Here is a 19,011-nt window from a genome sequence, read left to right on the forward strand (position 1 = left end):
CCCGCGTCACGCCCGCGGCATCCCGTCGCGCACCGCGCGCGGTCCCACGCAGTGCGCGCCGCTCTCCCGGACCCGCTCCCGCAGCTCCCGGTCGGCGGTGACCAGCAGCAGCGGACGCCCGGGGTCATCGCGGGCGGCGTCCTCAAGCAGCCGTACCATCAGATCGTCACCGCTGCCCTCGGCCGCCTCGACCCGCACTCCGGGAACCGGGCCCACCCCGCGCGCGGCGCCCTCGACGACCAGCAGGACGTCCAGCGGGCCGTGTCGCGCCCAGCCGGGCACGTCGGCGCGTTCCGGCAGCCCGGTGGCCGCCAGGGCCGCCAGCGCGTCACGGAGCCGTTCCGTCGCCCCGTGCCGGTCGCGCCACCAGCCGTCCGGTACCGAGCCGACGGTGTTGGCGGCGTCCACGACGAGCAGCGGCGGCAGATGAGGCGGCGCCGGGTGCGAGGCGGTCATGGGACCACCCTGCCACCTCGCGTTCATCGGCAACGGTGGTATACAGGCGCGGTACGGCATACGGCTGGTCGCAGGAGTGATGGGACGCGTGATGGCGAAGTCCAAGGGGACCGAGGTCCCCAAGGCGCAGGGTGAGCCGAAGGCTTCGGGCGCGGGGATGGCCCAGCGTCGTGGCTGGCAGCGGTGGCGGACCACCATCGTGGCGGTCATCGCCGTCGGCGCCGTCTTCGGCGTCTCCGGGGTGATCGGGGCGTACGTCCGCAGCGGCGACAAGACCAAGGTCAGCAAGCCCAGCGGCATCGCCTCCGGCGCGCCCAGCATCTACGGCATCCCGGTCCACCCGACCGTCCCGGTCACCATGACGGTCTACGAGGACCTGCGCAGCCCGGTGTCCAAGGAGTTCGCCAAGTCGTACGCCAAGACGCTGACCTCGCTGCTCGACTCCGGCCAGGTCGAGATCGCCTACCACATGGTGACCTCCTCCGACAGCACCTACGGCGGCGACGGCTCGGCGATGGCGGCCAACGCCGCGGCCTGCGCCGACGACCAGGGCAAGGACTACTTCAGCAAGTTCGTCGACGAGCTGTGGGCGCACCAGCCGTCCGACCCTTCCAAGGACCGCTTCGGCAGCACTGACTACCTGGTCAAGCTGGGGCGCAAGGTCAAGGGCATGGCGGCGGCGACCTTCGAGCCGTGCGTGCAGACCAAAATGCACCAGGGCTGGGTGACCGCCTCGCAGAAGGACTACGTCAAGTCCGGCTACGGCGATCTGCCCGTCATCGTGATCAACGGCACGACGTACACGCCGTCCAAGGACAAGCTGACGCCGCAGAAGCTGACCGAGCTGGTCAGGAAGGCCGCCGACTACGCCGTGGCGCACCCCTCGGCCTCGCCCTCCGCCTCGTCCTGACCGGCTCATTCTGCTCGTCCTGCTCGTCCTGAGCACGCTGTCCTGACCGCCTCGTCCTGACCGGCCGACGGCCGTCCGCCACCGCTTCTCCCGTGTCCGAATCGTTAAATCGGACGATCCGACTCGCCTACTGACATTCCATCCTTTTTGTTCCCTTTCTGGGCAGGATGGGGTAGTGAAGGTCAGAGGGCTGGGTTACGGGAGGAGCGGTGTCGTGTTCATACCGTTGATCGAGCGTGTCCCCGGTGCGGGGCTGACCGGACGTCAGGGCCGTCGCGGAGCTGCGGCGTGAAGGCGTCGTCGGCGGCCGGGACCGCCACCGCGACCGCGTTCACCGCGACCGGCAACCCGGCGCTGCCCTTCTCCGGGGGCCGCAGGGCCGGTTTTACGGGCGCGCCGGCGCCGGTGGGCCCCGGCGGACTGGTCACCCCGCCGGGGGCGGACACCGGCGGTCCAGCGGCGGGGCTGTCCCGAGCCGTCGCGGCCGCGCTGGAGGACACCGCGGAACTCGCCGCCGTCCGCGAGCCGGACGAGCCGCGGGCTGCCCAGGACTCGCGGGAGCCTGCCGACCCGAACGCCCCGGACGACCCGCACGATCCCGACGGCCCGCACGAGGCGCCGCCGGAGTCCCGCTCCCGCACGCCGCGGGAGTCGGGGGCCGTCGCCGGGGCGCCGGGGGAGCGGCAGGGATACAGCAGGCCCGGCGGTCCCGCCGTGGTGGCCGGGTGCGCCGCCGTCGCGGGGGCGTTGTGGACGGTGTGGCGGCTCGGGGTGCTGCCCGCGCACATGGCGGGCTTCACCGTGCTGCCCGCGCCCCCGGCGACGCCTGGCGCGGGGCACGCCGCCGGAATGTGGGGCGCGGCGATGCTGCTGGCCGCGTTCGCCGCGTACTGCGTCGGCGGGCTGACCCGCGGCAGGCCCGGCACCGTCTGGCTGCTGACCCGCTGCGGCGCCTATCGGGGCACCGTCCGCCGCACCGGGCTGCTGTGGATCAACCCGCTGCTCGGCCGTCGCCGGGTCGACGTGCGGCTGCGGCACTGGCGCAGCCGTCCGCTGGAGGCCGCCGACGCGGGCGGCGCCCGGCTGCACGTCACCGTGCTGCTGGTCTGGCGGGTGCGCGACACCGCGAAGGCCTGCTTCGCGGTGGACGACTGCGAGCGCTACCTGCGCGAGCAGGTGGAGGGCACGGTGACCCGGGTGCTATCCCGTCTACCCGCCGACGACTTCCGGGGCACCGGGCGCACCCTGCGCGACACCGAGTACGTGGGCGACGCGCTGACCCGGGCGCTGGCCCGGGAGATGCGGCCGGTGGGCATCGAGGTCTTCTCCGCCCGCCCGGTGCGGATCGCGTACGCGCCGGAGGTCGCCGAGGTGATGCGCCGCCGCCACCTGGCGGTCCTGGACGCGCGGCGCCGCAGGGCGGTCCTGGACGACGTGGTCGCCTCGGTCGCCGAGACGGTGCGCGGCCTGACCGAACGCGGTCTGGTCGAGTTGGACGACGGGGAGCGCAAGGCCTTGGTCAAGGACCTCACCGTGGCCTTCTGCACGGCGAGCGCCACCAGCATGACCAGGACCCCCGGCACCGCCCGCCGCACCCCGTAGCCGGCGACGCGCGGGGCCCGTACGGCAGTCGACCGTACGGGCCCCGACGCGTCGGAGTGCGAGGCGCCTTACGCCGGGACGCTCGCCACGCCCGGGGCGAGGAACGGCTTGCCGTTCACCCGCTGCGAGACGCCCTCGCGGTCCAGGTACGGGGTGATGCCGCCCAGGTGGAACGGCCAGCCCGCACCGGTGATCAGGCACAGGTCGATGTCCTGCGCCTCGGCGACCACGCCCTCGTCCAGCATGATGCCGATCTCCTGCGCCACCGCGTCGAGCACGCGCTCGCGCACCTGCTCCTCGGTGAGCTTGACGTCGCCCTGCTCCAGCAGCGCGGCGACCTCCGGGTCCAGCTCCGGCTTGCCGGAATCGTAGACGTAGAACCCGCGCTTGCCCGCCTCCACGACCGCCTTGAGGTTCGGGGAGACCGTGAAGCGGTCGGGGAACGCGCCGTGCAGCGTCTCGGAGACGTGCAGACCGATCGCCGGGCCGACCAGCTCCAGCAGCACCAGCGGCGACATCGGCAGACCCAGCGGCTCGATCGCCCGCTCGGCGACGGCGACCTCGGTGCCCTCGTCGATGACGTTCTGGATCTCGCCCATGAAGCGGGTCAGGATGCGGTTGACCACGAACGCCGGGGCGTCCTTGACCAGCACCGCGGTCTTCTTCAGCTTCTTCGCCACGGCGAACGCGGTGGCCAGCGACGCGTCGTCGGTCTTCTCGCCGCGCACGATCTCCAGCAGCGGCAGGATCGCGACCGGGTTGAAGAAGTGGAAGCCCACGACCCGCTCGGGGTGCTTGAGCTTCGAGGCCATCTCGGAGACCGACAGCGACGAGGTGTTGGTGGCCAGGATGGTCTCCGGCTTCACCACCGCCTCGACCTCGGCGAACACCTGCTGCTTGACGCCGATCTCCTCGAAGACCGCCTCGATGACGAAGTCCGCGTCACCGAACGCCTCGGCCTTGTCCAGCGAACCGGTCACCAGCGCCTTGAGGCGGTTGGCCTTGTCGCCGTTGACGCGCCCCTTGGCCAGCAGCTTGTCGATCTCGCCGTGGACGTAGCCGACGCCCTTGTCGATCCGCGCCTGGTCGATGTCGGTCAGCACGACCGGCACCTCCAGGCGGCGGGCGAACAGCAGCGCCAGCTGCGAGGCCATCAGGCCCGCGCCGACCACGCCGACCTTGGTCACCGGGCGCGCGAGGTTCTTGTCCGGCGCTCCGGCCGGGCGCTTGCCGCGCTTTTGGACCAGGTTGAACGCGTAGATGCCGCTGCGCAGTTCGCCGCCCATGATCAGGTCGGCCAGCGCGGTGTCCTCCGCGTCGAAGCCCTGACCCAGATCGCCGTTCTTCGCCGCCGCGATGATGTCCAGCGCCCGGTAGGCGGCCGGAGCCGCGCCGTGCACCTTGCCGTCCGCGATGAACCGGCCGCGCGCGACCGCCTGGTCCCAGGCGTCGCCACGGTCGATCTCGGGACGGACGACCTGGATCTCGCCCTTGAGCACCGAGGCCGTCCAGGCCAGCGACTGCTCCAGGAAGTCCGCGCCGTCGAACAGCGCGTCGGCGATGCCGAGTTCGAAGACCTGCTCGCCCTTGAGCTGCTTGTTCTGGTTGAGCGAGTTCTCGATGATGACGGAGACCGCGCGGTCCGCGCCGATCAGGTTCGGCAGCAGCGTGCAGCCGCCCCAGCCGGGCACCAGGCCGAGGAAGACCTCGGGCAGTGAGAACGCGGGCAGCGCGCGGGAGACCGTGCGGTACTGGCAGTGCAGGCCGACCTCGACGCCGCCGCCCATCGCCGCGCCGTTGTAGTACGCGAAGGTGGGCACGGCGAGCGTGGCGAGGCGCTTGAAGACGTCGTGGCCGCCCTTGCCGATGGCCAGCGCGTCCTCGTGCCGCTTCAGCAGCTCGACGCCCTTGAGGTCCGCGCCGACCGCGAAGATGAACGGCTTGCCGGTGACGCCGACACCGACGATCTCGCCCGCGGCGGCCTCCTTCTCCACCTGGTCGATGGCCGCGTTCAGGTTGCCCAGCGACTGCGGGCCGAAGGTGGTCGGCTTGGTGTGGTCGAAGCCGTTGTCCAGCGTGATCAGCGCGAAGCGGCCCGCGCCGGACGGCAGGTCGAGGTGGCGTACGTGCGCCGACGTGACGACCTCGTCGGGGAACAGCTCGGCCGCGCCCTTCAACAGCTCAGCGGTGCTCACTTGCTTCCTCCGTCGAAGTGCGGGTTCTCCCAGATCACGGTGCCGCCCATGCCGAAGCCGACGCACATGGTGGTCAGGCCGTAGCGGACGTGCGGCTGCTCCTCGAACTGGCGGGCCAGCTGCGTCATCAGCCGCACGCCGGAGGAGGCCAGCGGGTGGCCGAACGCGATCGCGCCGCCGTACTGGTTGACGCGCGGGTCGTCGTCGGCGATGCCGTAGTGGTCGAGCAGCGCGAGCACCTGGACGGCGAACGCCTCGTTGACCTCGAACAGGCCGATGTCGTCGATGGTCAGGCCCGCTTTGGCGAGTGCCTTCTCGGTCGACGGGATCGGGCCGAAGCCCATCACCTCGGGCTCGACGCCGGCGAAGGAGTAGGAGACCAGCCGCATCCGGACCGGCAGTTCCAGCTCGCGGGCGACGTCCTCGGCGGCCAGCAGCGAGGCGGTGGCGCCGTCGTTGAGACCGGCGGCGTTGCCCGCCGTGACCCGTCCGTGCGCGCGGAACGGGGTCTTGAGGCCCGCCAGGTTCTCCAGCGTGGTGCCCGGGCGCATCGGCTCGTCGGCGGTGGCCAGACCCCAGCCGGTCTCCCCGGCCTCCGGGGAGGTGCGGCGGATGGCGATCGGCACCAGGTCCTGCTGGATCTTGCCGTTGGCGTAGGCCTTCGCGGCCTTCTCCTGGCTGCGCACGGCGTACTCGTCGGCACGCAGCTTGGTGATGTGCGGGAAGCGGTCGTGCAGGTTCTCCGCCGTCATGCCCATGAACATGGCGGACTCGTCGACCAGCTTCTCGGAGACGAAGCGCGGGTTGGGGTCGACGCCCTCGCCCATCGGGTGGCGGCCCATGTGCTCCACGCCACCGGCGACCACGACGTCGTACGCGCCGAAGGCGATGCCGCCCGCGGTGGTGGTCACCGCGGTCATCGCGCCCGCGCACATGCGGTCGATGGCGAAGCCGGGCACGGTCGTCGGCAGCCCGGCGAGGATGCCGGCCGTGCGGCCGATGGTCAGGCCCTGGTCGCCGATCTGCGTGGTGGCGGCGATCGCGACCTCGTCGATGCGGGCGGGGTCCAGGTCCGGGTTGCGCCGCAGCAGCTCCCGGATGCACTTGATCACCAGATCGTCGGCGCGGGTCTCGTGGTAGATGCCCTTCGGGCCCGCCTTGCCGAACGGGGTGCGGACGCCGTCGACGAAGACGACGTCCCTAGCGGTACGAGGCACGTTGGCTCTCCTCCAGATGCGGGGGCGCTGCGGGAGCCGCCACGAGTACGACGGCGGCTCACCCCCATCATGCTACTTGCGAGTAACCAACGTGCCCAGTCCCCCCACCGCAAGCGGTGAAGGTCACACCCGCGGGAGGATTGGCGCCACGCCTCCTTGACCCGCCGCCGCGCTTCGGGGCCTGCGCTACGGCTCCAGGGCCTGGCGCTACGCCTCCGGGGCCGGGGTGCGCAGCGCCTTCGCGATCACGTCCGCGACCAGGCCGACCTGCCACGGCCGGGCGCCGCGCTCGCGCAGCCGCTCGGCGACCGCTTCCGGCGTCGGGTCGGCGGGCGGCTCCCAGCACAGTCGGCGCACGATGTCCGGCGCGATCAGGTTCTCCTGCGGCAGGCCCAGTCGCTCGGCCTCGGCGGTCACGGCGGCGCGGGCGGCGGCGAGCCGGGCGGCGGCGGCCGGATCGCGGTCGGCCCAGGAACGCGGCGGCGGCGGTCCGGACGGCGCGGGCCCCGGCTGCGGCAGGTCGCGCTCCGGCATGGCCTTCACCCGTTCCACGGCGTCCTGCCAGACCTCCAGCTGGCGGCGGCCGACCCGGTTGCCGAAACCGGGCAGCGCCGCCAGGGCGTGCACGTTGGCCGGCACGGCCAGGGCGGCGGCCACGATGGCCGCGTCGGTCAGGACCCGGCCGGGGGAGACGTCCCGCTCCCGGGCGATCCGGTCGCGCAGCGTCCACAACTCCCGTACGACGCCCAGCTGCCGGCGGCGCCTGACCTTGTGCATCCCCGAGGTGCGGCGCCACGGGTCGGTGCGCGGGGCGGGCGGCGGGGCGGCGGCGATCGCGGCGAACTCCTGCAACGCCCACTCCAGCTTGCCCTGTTCGCGCAGTTCCGCCTCCAGCGCGTCGCGCAGGTCCACCAGCAGCTCGACGTCGAGCGCGGCGTAGCGCAGCCAGGGCTCGGGCAGCGGCCGGGTCGACCAGTCGACCGCCGAGTGCCCCTTCTCCAGCGCGTACCCGAGCACGCTCTCGACCATCGCGCCGAGGCCGACCCGGGGGAACCCGGCCAGCCGTCCGGCCAGTTCGGTGTCGAAGAGCCGGCGCGGGCGCATCCCGATCTCGGCCAGGCACGGCAGGTCCTGGGTCGCCGCGTGCAGGATCCATTCGGCGTCGGCGACGGCGTCGCCCAGCGCGGTCAGGTCACCGCAGGCGATGGGGTCGATCAGCGCGGTCCCAGCTCCGGCCCGGCGCAGCTGGACCAGGTAGGCCCGCTGCCCGTAGCGGTAACCGGATGCGCGCTCGGCGTCGACGGCGACAGGTCCGGAGCCGGCGGCGAACGCCGCCACCACCTCGGCGAGGGCTTCCGGGCTGGCGGTCACCGGCGGGATGCCCTCGCGCGGATCCAGCAGCGGGACCGGCGCCGGGATGTCTTCGCTTGCTGCGGTCTCTCGGGCGTCGGTCACCCGTCAAGGGTAGCCGGGCCCGCCGGGGGCGGACCCGGCGCGATGTTCCGTCCCGTGGAAACCCGGGGCGTCCCGGCGCAGCGGAACGCCTGCCGCCGGAACGTTCCGTCGGCAGGCGTTCGAATCCGCTGGGGCGTCAGTGGATGATGCCGGTGCGCAGAGCCACCGCCACCATCCCGGCGCGGTCACCGGTGCCCAGCTTGCGGGCGATGCGGGCGAGGTGGCTCTTGACGGTGAGCGCGGACAGGCCCATCGAGACGCCGATCGCCTTGTTGGACTGGCCCTCGGCGACCAGCCGCAGCACCTCCACCTCGCGGCCGGACAGCTCGCGGTAGCCGCCGGGGTGGCCCGGGGCGCCCGGGGGGCGGCGCTGCATGCGGGCGCCGGGCGCGCCGATCGGGGCGGCGCCGGGGCGCTGGGCGAGGCCGATGTTGGTCCGGGTGCCGGTGACCACGTAGCCCTTGACGCCGCCGGCCAGCGCGTTGCGCACCGCGCCGATGTCGTCGGCGGCCGACAGCGCCAGGCCGTTGGGCCAGCCCGCCGCCCGGGTCTCCGCGAGGAGGGTCAGCCCGGAACCGTCGGGCAGGTGGACGTCGGCGACGCAGATGTCGCGTGGCGTGCCGACCCGGGGGCGGGCCTCCGCGATGGACGACGCTTCGATCACGTCACGGACGCCGAGCGCCCACAGATGCCGGGTGACAGTGCTGCGGACGCGGGGGTCGGCGACGACGACCATGGCCGTCGGCTTGATCGGGCGGTAGGCGACCAGGCTTGTGGGGTGGTCGAGAAGAACCGACACCGGGCCTCCTGTGCAGTGGCGGACCGCGTCCGGCGAGGGGAGGGCCGGCGGGTACCGCGAGGATTAGTGGTCACAGTCCTCTTCGGCAGTATGTGAACCCGGCTTTAGAGAAAGATCACGATTTATTCGGTAATGTTCCGGGCAAGAAGGACCGCCAAGCGATCGTTTTCGAGCGGAAGTGCGACAGCTGCGGTCATCTGACGGGCTGTCGTGGCGGCTCCAGGCCGATCGTCGCACCGAGCCGGGCGAAGATCGCGGCGGGCCGGGCGAAGGGCGGCGAAGCGCGGGCGAAGACCCCGCGATCCGGGCCCGGCGGCGCTCGTGCCGGACTCGGGGCGGGATCCGGCCGGATGGCCGGATTCAGTCCATCACCTCGGCCCGCGGCGGTTCGGCAGCGACACGACCCCGCCGCCCTGCTCGGCGCCCGCCGACGGCGGCAGCCCCGCACCCGCGCACAGCAGCTCGCACCACGCCGTCAGGTGCGCCGCGGCGTCCGGCCCGCCCGCCGCGGTGTCCTGCGGCGTCCACGAGGCGCGCACCTCGATCTGGGTGCTGTCCGGGCGCTCCGCGAGCGCGCCGAAGTAGTGCGAGGAACTGCGCGAGACCGTGCCGCTCGGCTCGCAGTACGCCGCGCCGCGCGCCGCCAGCGCGCCGGTCAGCCACGACCAGCACACCTCCGGCAGCAACGGGTCCGCCGCCATCTCCGGCTCCAGGTCCGCCCGGGCCAGCGTCACCACCCGGAACGTGCCGTTCCAGGCCTCCTGCCCGGCCGGGTCGTGCAGCAGCACCAGCCGTCCGTCCGCCAGTTCCTCCCCCTCCACGAGCACCGACGCCTCCACCGCGCAGGCGTACGGAGCGAGCTTGCGGGGCGCCGGCATCGGCGCCAGTTCCACCTCCGGCCGCACCCGAGCCGCCCGCAGCGTGCCGACCGCCCGCTGGAACACCAGTGGTGCCCCGTCCCCGTCATCGGAGTGCCCCTGTGCCGCTGCCATGCCCGGAAGACTAGGCCGCCCGCACCGCCGCGTACGGGAAGACCGTGGGTGCGGCGGGTCGCTCCATCGGCCCATGCGAAGATTCACCCCGTGAGTGCTGACGAGCGAGCCACCGCCGACCACCGCCCCGCCTCCGCGACCGCGGGGTCCGCGTTCATCCGCGCCTGCCGGCGCGAGCCGGTCCCGCACACCCCGGTGTGGTTCATGCGGCAGGCCGGGCGCTCCCTGCCGGAGTACCACAAGGTCCGCGAGGGCGTCGGGATGCTCGAGTCCTGCGCGCGCCCCGACCTCGTCACCGAGATCACCCTCCAGCCGGTGCGCCGGCACAAGGTCGACGCCGCCATCTACTTCAGCGACATCGTCGTGCCGCTCAAGGCCATCGGGCTCGACCTCGACATCAAACCGGGCGTCGGCCCGGTCGTCGCCGAGCCGGTCCGCACCCGCGCCGACCTCGACCGGCTGCGGCCGCTGGAGCCGGACGACGTGCCGTACGTGACCGAGGCGATCGGCATGCTCACCGCCGAACTGGGCGCCACCCCGCTGATCGGCTTCGCGGGCGCGCCGTTCACCCTCGCGAGCTACCTCGTCGAGGGCGGCCCGTCACGCAACCACGAGCGCACCAAGGCCATGATGTACGGCGACCCGCAGCTGTGGGCCGAACTGCTGGACCGGCTCGCCGCCATCACCTCAGCGTTCCTGAAGGTCCAGATCGAGGCCGGCGCCTCGGCCGTGCAGCTGTTCGACTCCTGGGTCGGCGCGCTGGCCCCCGACGACTACCGCCGCTCCGTCATGCCCGCCTCCGCCAAGGTCTTCGACGCGGTCGCCGGGTACGACGTGCCGCGCATCCACTTCGGGGTCGGCAGCGGCGAACTGCTCGGGCTGATGGGCGAGGCCGGCGCCGACGTGGTGGGCGTCGACTGGCGGGTGCCGCTGAACGAGGCGACCCGGCGGGTCGGCCCCGGCAAGGCGCTTCAGGGCAACCTCGACCCGGCCGTCCTGTTCGCGCCGCGGACCGCCGTGGAGACCAAGGCGCGCGAGGTGCTGCACGCCGCGCAGGCCGCGCCCGGCCACGTGTTCAACCTGGGTCACGGCGTGCTGCCGACCACCGACCCCGACGCGCTGACCGCGCTCGTGGACTTCGTCCACACCACGACCGAGCGCTGAGAGCCGGTGGCACAGTGGACGGCATGAACGCAGCCACCCCGGCCCCGCGTTCCGCCCCGGGCGGCCGCCACGTCGTCGTGGTGGGCGGCGGGATCTCCGGACTCGCCGCCGCCCACCGGCTGCTGGCGGGCGGCGCGCGGGTGACGCTGCTGGAGGCCGACGGCCGGCTCGGCGGCAAGCTGTACGCGGACGAGATCGCGGGCGTGCCGGTGGACCTGGGCGCCGAGTCCATGCTCGCCCGCCGTCCCGAGGCGGTCGGCCTGGCCCGCGAGGTCGGTCTCGCCGCCGACCTCCAGCCGCCCGCCACCGCCTCCGCCGCCCTGTGGACCCGGGGCAGGCTGCGCCCGATGCCGCGCGGCCACATCATGGGCGTGCCCGGCGACCTCGGGCCGCTGTCCGCCTCCGGGGTCCTGTCACCCGCCGCCCTCGCCCGCATCCCGCTCGACCACGTGCTGCCGCGCACCCGCGTCGGTCAGGACGTCGCGGTCGGCGCGTTCGTCGCCGCCCGGCTCGGCCGCGAGGTCGTCGACCGCCTCGTCGAACCACTGCTCGGCGGCGTCTACGCGGGCGACGCCTACCGCATCTCGATGCGCGCCGCCGTCCCGCAGCTGTTCGAGGCGATCCGCGGCAGGAGGTCGCTGATCGAGGGCGTGCGGGCCGCGCAGCGCAAGGCGGCCGCCGCGCAGCAGGCCTCCGGGCGCGCGGTGGCCGGTGAGCCGTCGGTCTTCATGGGCATCCGCGGTGGCGTCGGCAGGCTGCCGCTCGCCGTCGCCGACGCCTGCCGCGCCGCCGGGGGCGACCTGCGCACCGGGACCGAGGTGTCCGCGCTGCGCAGGACCGCGACCGGGTGGACGCTCGACGTGCGCGGTCCCGAAGGGCCCGGCCGACTGGCCGCCGACGCGGTGCTGCTGGCGGTGCCCGCCCCGGTCGCGGCGCGGCTGCTGGCCTCGGAGGCGCCCGTCGCCGCCGCGGAACTGGAGAGCGTCGAGTACGCGAGCATGGCACTGGTGACGATGGCGTTCCGCCGCCGCGACCTGCTGGGCCTGCCGGGCGGCAGCGGCTTCCTGGTGCCGCCGGTGGACGGACGCACCATCAAGGCGTCCACCTTCTCCAGCCGCAAGTGGGGCTGGGTGGACGAGGCCGGCCCCGACACCTTCGTGCTGCGCACCTCCGTCGGCCGCCACGGGGACGAGGCCGACCTCGCCTGGGACGACACCGACCTCGTACGGCTCTCGCGCGAGGACCTCGGACGCGCGGTGGGCATCACCGCGGCCCCGGTCGCCGCCCGCGTCACCCGCTGGAACGGCGGCCTGCCGCAGTACCCGGTCGGCCACCTGGAACGGGTCGCCCGCATCCGCGAGCACGTCGACAAGCTGCCCGGGGTCGCGGTGTGTGGGGCGCTCTACGACGGGGTCGGCATCCCCGCCTGCGTCGGCGGTGCCCGCGCGGCGGCGGACCGCCTGCTGGGCGAACTGCTGGGCGAAGCGGACGGCGCCGCCCGGCCCTGAGCGGTCCCGGCCCCCCTGCGGCGGGGCGTCCGGCGGGGCGCGGGAGAATGTCCGTATGACCGAGAACGCTGCACCCGCCAAGGCCCCGAACGCGGGCAAGAAGGCCCGCGACCTCAACGACGTGATCCGCTACACGCTCTGGTCGGTCTTCCGGCTGCGCGACGCGCTGCCCGAGGACCGCTCCGGTTTCGCGGACGAGGTGGACGAGCTGTTCGGGCAGCTCGACGCCAAGGACGTCACCGTGCGCGGCACGTACGACGTCTCGGGGCTGCGGGCCGACGCCGACGTCATGATCTGGTGGCACGCGGAGACCTCCGACGCGCTCCAGGACGCCTACAACCGCTTCCGCCGCACGAAGCTGGGCCGCTCGCTGGAGCCGGTGTGGTCCAACATGGCGCTGCACCGCCCGGCGGAGTTCAACAAGTCGCACATCCCCGCGTTCCTCGCCGACGAGACGCCGCGCGACTACGTGAGCGTCTACCCGTTCGTGCGCTCCTACGACTGGTACCTGCTGCCCGACGAGGACCGCCGCCGGATGCTCGCCGACCACGGCAAGATGGCGCGCGGCTACCCGGACGTGCGGGCCAACACCGTCGCCTCCTTCTCGCTCGGCGACTACGAGTGGATCCTCGCCTTCGAGGCCGACGAACTGCACCGCATCGTCGACCTGATGCGCCACCTGCGCGGCTCCGAGGCGCGCCGCCACGTGCGCGAGGAGGTCCCGTTCTACACCGGCCGCCGCCGCTCGGTCGCGGAACTGGTCGAGGGCCTGGCGTAGACCGCGGACGGCGAGCCGCCGTTCGACCCCGCCCGCCCGGCGCGCACCGCGCCCGGGCGGGCGCTCGTGTCCGCGCGGCTTACGCGCCTTCGGGCCGCTCTAGGCGGCCAGTTCCGCGCGCTTGAGGCGGCCGTGGCCGAGGGCGGCGCGCAGCGCGGGATCGGGCAGCGCCTTCGGCCCGCGCAGCGCAAGCGCGGTCAGCAGCGCGCGGTCGCCCGCGGCGGCGTGGTGCCGGGATATGGGGATCGCGCGCAGCACCGCCTCACCGGCCGGCGAGGCCCAGCGGGTGTAGGGCACGATCTCCAACCGGGCTATCAGCAGGCAGCCCAGCGTCAGCACCAGCGGCAGGCCGAACCACAGCGGCGCCGAGTCGTGCGAGCCGCGGATCCCCAGCCCGGCCGTGACCGCGAGCAGCGCGACGATCAGCCCGGCCGACGCCATCACCAGCCGCATCCCCGACGCCACCCGGTCGCGCGCGGAGGCGGGCACCGCGAGCCCGTCGGAGACCAGCCGCTCGCCCAGCACCCGCACCGCGGCCGCCGTCGCGTGCCTCTTGCGTACCACCGGTATCCGCGACTGGCCCTCGGGCCCGATCATCGCCAGCAGCGAGCGCTCCACCTCGTCCCGCCCCACCGGGTCGACGACGGTGGCCCACCCGGTGTGCGCCAGCAGCATGCGGCGCTCACGGCACATCGCGACCAGCGTGAGATCGGTGACCCGGTGCGGCCCGCCGGCCAGGAACGCGGTCTCGTACAGCCCCAGTTGCCCGGGGCCGGTCAGCACGAACCCCGGGCCGTCCGGCACCGGGTGCCGGTCGGCGACGACGACCGCCGCCCGGCACAGTCGTGCGCAGGAGAGGATCGCCGCTGCCCAGGCGAGGAGAAGCAGTGAAACCCACATACGGGTTTTCTACTGGACGGCACTGACATTCCGCTCCCCCTTTTGGGGACGGATGTGCGAATAGTCCGTAACGGGAGCGGTGAGATTCATCTCGGCACCTCGCTGGCCGAGATGGTGTACGTGATCGTGGGCGGCGCGGGCGCAGGGGACGAGGGCGCCGAGGTCGCGGGTGGAGTGGGTGTCGCCGCGGTGGTGGGGCCGCCACCGGCGGTGAAGTCGACCAGGCCGGTGCGCTCCAGCGCGGCGATCTGCTGGAGCATGATGCCGTTGGTCTGGGTCGCCAGCCGCCGGACCACCGAGTTCTGGGTGTCCGCCCGGATCTGCGCGGCGAACTGGAAGAGCGCGTCGTCCGAACCGTGCAGGGTGTTGGCGAACAGCTTGTCGTACGCGGTGCCCTGGGCGTCGCTCAGTCGCGTCAGCGAGGCCCGTTGCCCGGCGTCCGGTTGGGTCGGCAGGTCCACGCCGACCGCCACGGCGGCCGACTGCACGTCCCCGTCCAGCCGGGTGTGGCCGGTGACCAGGTCGCCGCCCGCGGAGCGCACGGCCGCGGTGGTGCCCTGCGCCTGCGCCTGCTGCCCGGCCGGGAGCTCCCACAGGTCGCTGAGCCTGACCTGGACGACGAACTCGCGGTCGGCGGCGGTCAGCGGCCCGGAGACCGTGGTCTCGGTCGGCCCGCTCGGGGTCGGGAAGCCCGCGACCACGGGGGCCTGCGCACGCGTACCGGCCGCGGTGTCCTGGGTCTTGGTGAACTTGTAGACCGGGTACACCAGCGAGGCCAGGGTGCAGACCAGGGCTCCCGCCACGAGTCCACTGGCGGCGGTGGACCTGAGGGACGGATGGATGTGCATGGGCGCCTCCTGATGCGGGACGCGAAAGGGCGCGCCGCACTCGGCAGTACGAAGTGCGACCGTACGTTAGTACCTTCGCGGCGCCATCGTCTTCGTTTCGTTATCGGCCGGGCCACTTCACCTCACCCGCCCTGGGTCCTCGCTCCGCGTTCGGTTCACAGTCCACTCAAAGACACCGTTCAGAGCGGGATTTGAGCTTGGGATCTGGCGGTGCCGCCCACCTCGGACCACACTGCGAACGGTGACGGCGGTGAGCGGCGAGGGGCGTGGCGGCATCCGGGACACGGTGGACGCCCTCGTCATCTGCGGCGCGGCCGGGGTCGGCAAGACCTCGACCGCCCATGAGGTGTCCCGGCGACTGGCGGCGGGCGGACTCGCCCACGCGCTGGTGGACCGCGACGAACTCGACCGCGTCCACCCGTGGCCGCTGCCCGGGCTGCCGGAGTGGGAGGCCGCCCGCCGCAACCTCGCCGCGATGTGGGCCACCTACGCCGGACTGGGCCACCACCGCCTGGTGCTGTGCGGCGTCTTCGCCGACCTCAGGCAGGAACTGCGCTGGATCGCGGAGGCCGTGCCGGACGCGGCGGTCACCGTCGTCCGCCTCACCGCGCCCCGCGACGTCCTCGCCTTCCGGGTGCGGCGGCACGGCGTCGGCGGCGGCACGCGCGACCGGCTGCGGCGCAGCGAACGTCAGCAGGAGGAGATCGCGGCGACCGATCCGCCCGGCACGCTGGTCGTGGACACCGCGAACCTGCCGGTCGGCGCGGTCGCGGACCGGCTCATCGCGCTGTGGCCCGCGGTGCCCGGGGGCGCAGCGCCGGGTGGTCGGTGACCACCGTGCAGGAGCCGGGGGCGATCTCGGTGAAGCCCGCGTCCCGCACCACCGGAAGCCCGCTGTCCACCAACCCGGCCCACCGGTCCGCCTCGGCCGTGCGCACCGATAGCGCGAAGCCCGCCTCGCGCCAGGCCGCACGGGCCGGCTCCGGCAGCTCCCACCAGGCCAGCTGGGCCGCGTGGCCGGTCTGCGCCATGGTCTTGCCCGCCGACATCTCCAGCCCCGGGTTGAGCCACAGCACGGGCGACGCGGGGGCCGGGGCCTGAGGCGTGTCCCGGTCCTCCAACTCGGTCCCCGACACCTGGAGCCTGGCCAGGTCCTTCGGCCAGCCGTCCAGCGGCACCGGCGGGTAGACCCGCACCTCGGCCTCCCGCCCGGTCACGGTGATCCCCGGCAGCTTCTCGGCCCGCCGCCACTCCGCGCCGCGTGCCCGGCGCACCACCTTGCGGATGCGGGCGTCCTCCCAGTCCCGCCGCGCGCGGGCCCACTCGCCGTCACCGGTGGCGCGTTCGTCGGCCAGGAACGTCAGCACGGCCCGAGCCGAGGTCTCCAGCGCGTCGGTGCGCGCCGGGGGCGCGTCGCGTTCCATGCGCACGACGAGCGGAAGCACGAACTGCGGCGCGACGTCCCGGTCGTCGGCCTGCCCGGCCCGCACGGGACCGTCGCCGTCACCGGTCTGGGCGGGGCTGGTGGGGGCGCTGAACGGATCGGAGCTGGTCACCGGACCAGCATCCCACGCCACGAACGGGCGACGGCGGTGGGCGGGAACGGCTCACGGCCGTCCCGCCCACCGCCGTCGGCGGGCCGCTCCCTCAGGAGCGGCCGGTGGCCGGGCGCGGCCGGGGGAGGGACGGACGACGCCTGGCGGTGGCCAGGGCCGAGGTCAGCGCTTCCTCGATCAGCTCCACCTGATCGCGCATGGCGCTGGCCCACGCGTGCTCGCGGGCGTAGACGTCGCACGCGTCGGCCGGGCGGTGACCGAGCAGCGAGCCGCGCAGTCCGCGCAGACCCGCCTGCATGGCGGCGATGTCGGCCTCAAGACGCAGCCGCACCATGCGGGCCAGCTCCAGCGGATGCTTGTGCAGCAGTTCCTCATAGCGCCAGCGGGCGGGGGCGAGGTCGAACAGCCACGCTTTGGCGGACTGCTCGAAGCCCGGCGATCCCGGCAGGCGCACGGCGCCCGGCCAGCGGGCGGGCGGAGTGGGGGCCGGGCCCGGCTCGCGGTGCCCACCCACGATGGGGTCCGGTTCAGGTGTCGTTGGTGCCACGTGTGCTCCCTTGCCTGTTCCCGTCTGCCCGCAGGGGGTGTCCGGTGAGAGCCGAAGCGGCCGGTACACGCTGGCCGGGGCCCTTCGCGGCCGACCCGTGAGGGGGTCCTAATCGGGCAGACTGGCCGAACAGTACCTACTCACCGGTATGCGCACAAGGGGTTCGAACAAGGGGCCCGTACACCTGTTTCCGCCCCCGCCGTCACTCCCCGCTCGGGATCAGTCGCAGAGAGATGGAGTTGATGCAGTAGCGCTGGTCGGTGGGGGTCGGATACCCCTCGCCCTCGAAGACATGGCCCAGGTGCGAGCCGCAGCGGGCGCAGCGCACCTCGGTGCGGACCATGCCGTGCGACCGGTCCTCCAGCAGCTCGACCGCGTCGGTGTCCTTCGGGTCGTAGAACGACGGCCACCCGCAGTGCGACGCGAACTTGGTGTCCGACCGGAACAGCTCCGCCCCGCAGGCCCGGCAGGAGTAGACGCCCTCGGTCCTGGTGTCGGTGTACTCGCCCACGAACGCGGGCTCCGTGCCCGCCTCGCGCAGCACCGCGTACTCGGCGGGCGTCAGCTCGGCCCGCCACTGCTCCTCGGGCTTGTCGACCTCGTACGGCATGAACCGCTCCTCAGCTCTCCACGGTGGACAGACGGGCCAGGACGCGCGGACCCAGGTCGGTCACGTCTCCCGCCCCCATGGTGAGAACGAGATCGCCCGGCTTGGCCATTCCTGCGATCACCCCGGGAACGGCGTCCTTGTCGTGCTCGGCGGTGACGTCGGCACCGGCCGCGCGGGCGGCGTCCACGATCAGCGCGCTGGTGACACCCGGGATCGGGTCCTCGCGCGCCGGGTAGATGTCCAGCACCACGGACGCGTCGGCGAGCGCCAGCGCCTGGCCCATCTCGGCCGCCAACTGCTGGGTGCGGCTGAACAGATGGGGCTGGAAGACCACCAGCACCCGGCCCTCGCCCGCCCCGCCGCGGATCGCCTCCAGGTCGGCGGCGATCTCCGTCGGGTGGTGGGCGTAGGAGTCGACGACCTGCACCCCGGCGGCGGTGCCCTTCAGCTGGAGGCGCCGCTTGACCCCGGTGTACGAGCCGAGCGCCTCGGCGAGCGAGTCGGCCGGCAGCCCCATCGCGTGGCCAGCGGTCAGCGCGGCGACCGCGTTCAGCGCGTAGTGGCGACCGGGCACCGAGACCGTGAAGACCCACTCGGTGCCGTCGAGCACCACGGCGACCTCGCTGGTCAGGCCGTACGGCGTGATCCGCGTGACCCGCACGTCCGCGTCGGCCGCCTCGCCGTAGGTCACCACCCGCACCCGGTCACGCACCCGCGCCGTCAGCTCGCGCGCCCCCGCGTGGTCGGCGCAGCACACCAGCGTGCCGCCCTCGGTGAGCCGGTCGGCGAACGCCTCGAAGGAGTCGTGGATCTCGTCCATCGACGCGTAGTTGGCGTGGTGGTCCAGCTCGACGTTGAGAACGATCGCCACCTCGGGCGCGTACTTGTGGAAGCTGCGGTCCGACTCGTCCGCCTCGGCCACGAAGACCGTCCCGGCGCCGTGGCGGGCGTTCGACCCGGGCGCGTCCAGGTCGCCGCCGATCGCGTACGACGGGTCGAGCCCGAGCTTCGTCAGCGCGACCGCCAGCATCGAGGTCGTCGTGGTCTTGCCGTGCGTCCCGGCCACTGCCAGCGCCCGCGCGCCGTCCATCAGCGCCGCCAGCGCGTCGCTGCGGTGCACCACCGGCACCCCGCGCTCCCGGGCGGCCACCAGCTCCGGGTTGTCCTCGCGGATCGCGCTGGAGACGACCACGCAGCTCGCGTCGTCCGGCAGGTGCGCGGCGTCGTGCCCGACGTGCACGGTGACGCCCAGCTCGCGCAGGGCGGCGCAGGTCGCCGAGTCCTTCGCGTCGCTGCCGCTCACCGTGGCGCCGCGCGCCGCGAGGATCTTCGCGACGCCCGACATCCCGATGCCGCCGATGGCGATGAAGTGCGGTCGGTCCATGGCGGGGGGGAGGGCGTGGGCCATGCGCGGTTCTCCTCGGCTGAGCGGCGTGCGGGCTGGTGGGTCGCCCGGCACAACAGGTGCTCCGAT

The 19,011-nt window shown here is 73.7% G+C and carries 18 protein-coding genes; 6 read left to right on the forward strand and 12 right to left on the reverse strand.

Features of this window, described 5'->3' with window-relative positions:
- Positions 1-6 precede the first annotated feature (6 nt).
- Positions 7-456 carry an NTP pyrophosphohydrolase gene (locus CK485_RS20870; RefSeq protein WP_109453406.1) on the reverse strand — a complete coding sequence of 150 codons (450 nt, stop codon included), beginning with the start codon at positions 454-456 and terminating at the stop codon, positions 7-9.
- On the opposite strand from CK485_RS20870, the gene CK485_RS20875 reads away from it, so the two are divergent.
- Both CK485_RS20875 and CK485_RS29775 read left to right on the forward strand, forming a co-directional pair.
- Positions 455-1,366, forward strand: coding sequence for a thioredoxin domain-containing protein (locus tag CK485_RS20875; RefSeq protein ID WP_241968506.1), 912 nt, complete (start codon positions 455-457; stop codon positions 1,364-1,366). The two genes, CK485_RS20870 and CK485_RS20875, sit on opposite strands and share 2 nt — an antisense overlap.
- A 288-nt stretch (positions 1,367-1,654) precedes the next feature.
- Complete coding sequence (locus tag CK485_RS29775; RefSeq protein ID WP_241968507.1) at positions 1,655-2,968, forward strand: SPFH domain-containing protein; 1,314 nt, start codon at positions 1,655-1,657, stop codon at positions 2,966-2,968.
- Positions 2,969-3,036: 68 nt separating this feature from the next.
- Here the strand turns inward: CK485_RS29775 and CK485_RS20885 are convergent, their stop codons facing one another.
- The 5 genes from CK485_RS20885 to CK485_RS20905 all read right to left on the reverse strand — a co-directional run bounded on the left by CK485_RS20885 (position 3,037) and on the right by CK485_RS20905 (position 9,626).
- Positions 3,037-5,163, reverse strand: coding sequence for a 3-hydroxyacyl-CoA dehydrogenase NAD-binding domain-containing protein (locus CK485_RS20885; protein ID WP_109453408.1), 2,127 nt, complete (start codon positions 5,161-5,163; stop codon positions 3,037-3,039).
- The gene (locus CK485_RS20890; RefSeq protein WP_109453409.1) at positions 5,160-6,380 is read right to left on the reverse strand and encodes an acetyl-CoA C-acyltransferase; all 1,221 of its coding nucleotides are present in this window, start codon (positions 6,378-6,380) and stop codon (positions 5,160-5,162) included. Before CK485_RS20890 ends, CK485_RS20885 begins: the two co-directional genes overlap by 4 nt.
- A gap of 207 nt (positions 6,381-6,587) precedes the next feature.
- Positions 6,588-7,835 carry an HRDC domain-containing protein gene (locus CK485_RS20895; protein ID WP_109453410.1) on the reverse strand — a complete coding sequence of 416 codons (1,248 nt, stop codon included), beginning with the start codon at positions 7,833-7,835 and terminating at the stop codon, positions 6,588-6,590.
- 136 nt (positions 7,836-7,971) lie between these two features.
- Entirely contained in the window at positions 7,972-8,634 is a 663-nt protein-coding gene (locus tag CK485_RS20900; protein WP_109453411.1) for a response regulator transcription factor, read from the reverse strand.
- A 368-nt stretch (positions 8,635-9,002) separates the two neighbouring features.
- Positions 9,003-9,626 carry a DUF3000 domain-containing protein gene (locus CK485_RS20905; RefSeq protein WP_109453412.1) on the reverse strand — a complete coding sequence of 208 codons (624 nt, stop codon included), beginning with the start codon at positions 9,624-9,626 and terminating at the stop codon, positions 9,003-9,005.
- Positions 9,627-9,716: 90 nt separating this feature from the next.
- On the opposite strand from CK485_RS20905, the gene hemE reads away from it, so the two are divergent.
- Genes hemE through hemQ form a run of 3 tightly spaced genes read left to right on the forward strand, consistent with a single transcriptional unit; the run spans position 9,717 to position 13,076 of the window.
- Complete coding sequence (gene hemE / locus CK485_RS20910) at positions 9,717-10,790, forward strand: uroporphyrinogen decarboxylase (RefSeq protein WP_109453413.1); 1,074 nt, start codon at positions 9,717-9,719, stop codon at positions 10,788-10,790.
- Between the two features lie 23 nt (positions 10,791-10,813).
- The gene (hemG, locus tag CK485_RS20915; protein ID WP_109454299.1) at positions 10,814-12,298 is read left to right on the forward strand and encodes a protoporphyrinogen oxidase; all 1,485 of its coding nucleotides are present in this window, start codon (positions 10,814-10,816) and stop codon (positions 12,296-12,298) included.
- Positions 12,299-12,353: 55 nt separating this feature from the next.
- On the forward strand, positions 12,354-13,076 hold the full coding sequence (gene hemQ, locus CK485_RS20920) for a hydrogen peroxide-dependent heme synthase (RefSeq protein ID WP_109453414.1): 723 nt from the start codon (positions 12,354-12,356) through the stop codon (positions 13,074-13,076).
- Between the two features lie 99 nt (positions 13,077-13,175).
- On the opposite strand, the gene CK485_RS20925 is transcribed toward hemQ, so the two are convergent.
- Both CK485_RS20925 and CK485_RS20930 read right to left on the reverse strand, forming a co-directional pair.
- On the reverse strand, positions 13,176-13,976 hold the full coding sequence (locus tag CK485_RS20925; protein WP_109453415.1) for a TIGR04222 domain-containing membrane protein: 801 nt from the start codon (positions 13,974-13,976) through the stop codon (positions 13,176-13,178).
- 86 nt (positions 13,977-14,062) lie between these two features.
- Positions 14,063-14,824: a DUF4142 domain-containing protein gene (locus CK485_RS20930; protein WP_109453416.1), complete on the reverse strand. Its 762-nt coding sequence runs from the start codon at positions 14,822-14,824 to the stop codon at positions 14,063-14,065.
- Positions 14,825-15,065: 241 nt separating this feature from the next.
- On the opposite strand from CK485_RS20930, the gene CK485_RS20935 reads away from it, so the two are divergent.
- Positions 15,066-15,656, forward strand: coding sequence for an AAA family ATPase (locus CK485_RS20935; protein ID WP_241968508.1), 591 nt, complete (start codon positions 15,066-15,068; stop codon positions 15,654-15,656).
- Here the strand turns inward: CK485_RS20935 and CK485_RS20940 are convergent.
- The 4 genes from CK485_RS20940 to murC form a co-directional block, all read right to left on the reverse strand.
- The gene (locus tag CK485_RS20940; protein ID WP_241968586.1) at positions 15,604-16,314 is read right to left on the reverse strand and encodes an aminoacyl-tRNA hydrolase; all 711 of its coding nucleotides are present in this window, start codon (positions 16,312-16,314) and stop codon (positions 15,604-15,606) included. The genes CK485_RS20935 and CK485_RS20940 overlap by 53 nt on opposite strands.
- Positions 16,315-16,471: 157 nt before the next feature.
- Complete coding sequence (locus CK485_RS20945; protein ID WP_199239459.1) at positions 16,472-16,927, reverse strand: hypothetical protein; 456 nt, start codon at positions 16,925-16,927, stop codon at positions 16,472-16,474.
- A gap of 202 nt (positions 16,928-17,129) precedes the next feature.
- Positions 17,130-17,537: a peptide-methionine (R)-S-oxide reductase MsrB gene (gene msrB / locus CK485_RS20950; RefSeq protein ID WP_109453417.1), complete on the reverse strand. Its 408-nt coding sequence runs from the start codon at positions 17,535-17,537 to the stop codon at positions 17,130-17,132.
- A gap of 10 nt (positions 17,538-17,547) precedes the next feature.
- Positions 17,548-18,945, reverse strand: coding sequence for a UDP-N-acetylmuramate--L-alanine ligase (gene murC / locus CK485_RS20955; protein WP_109453418.1), 1,398 nt, complete (start codon positions 18,943-18,945; stop codon positions 17,548-17,550).
- Positions 18,946-19,011: the final 66 nt, after the last annotated feature.

This window comes from Streptomyces sp. ICBB 8177, assembly GCF_003144095.1.
Classification (GTDB): domain Bacteria; phylum Actinomycetota; class Actinomycetes; order Streptomycetales; family Streptomycetaceae; genus Streptantibioticus_D.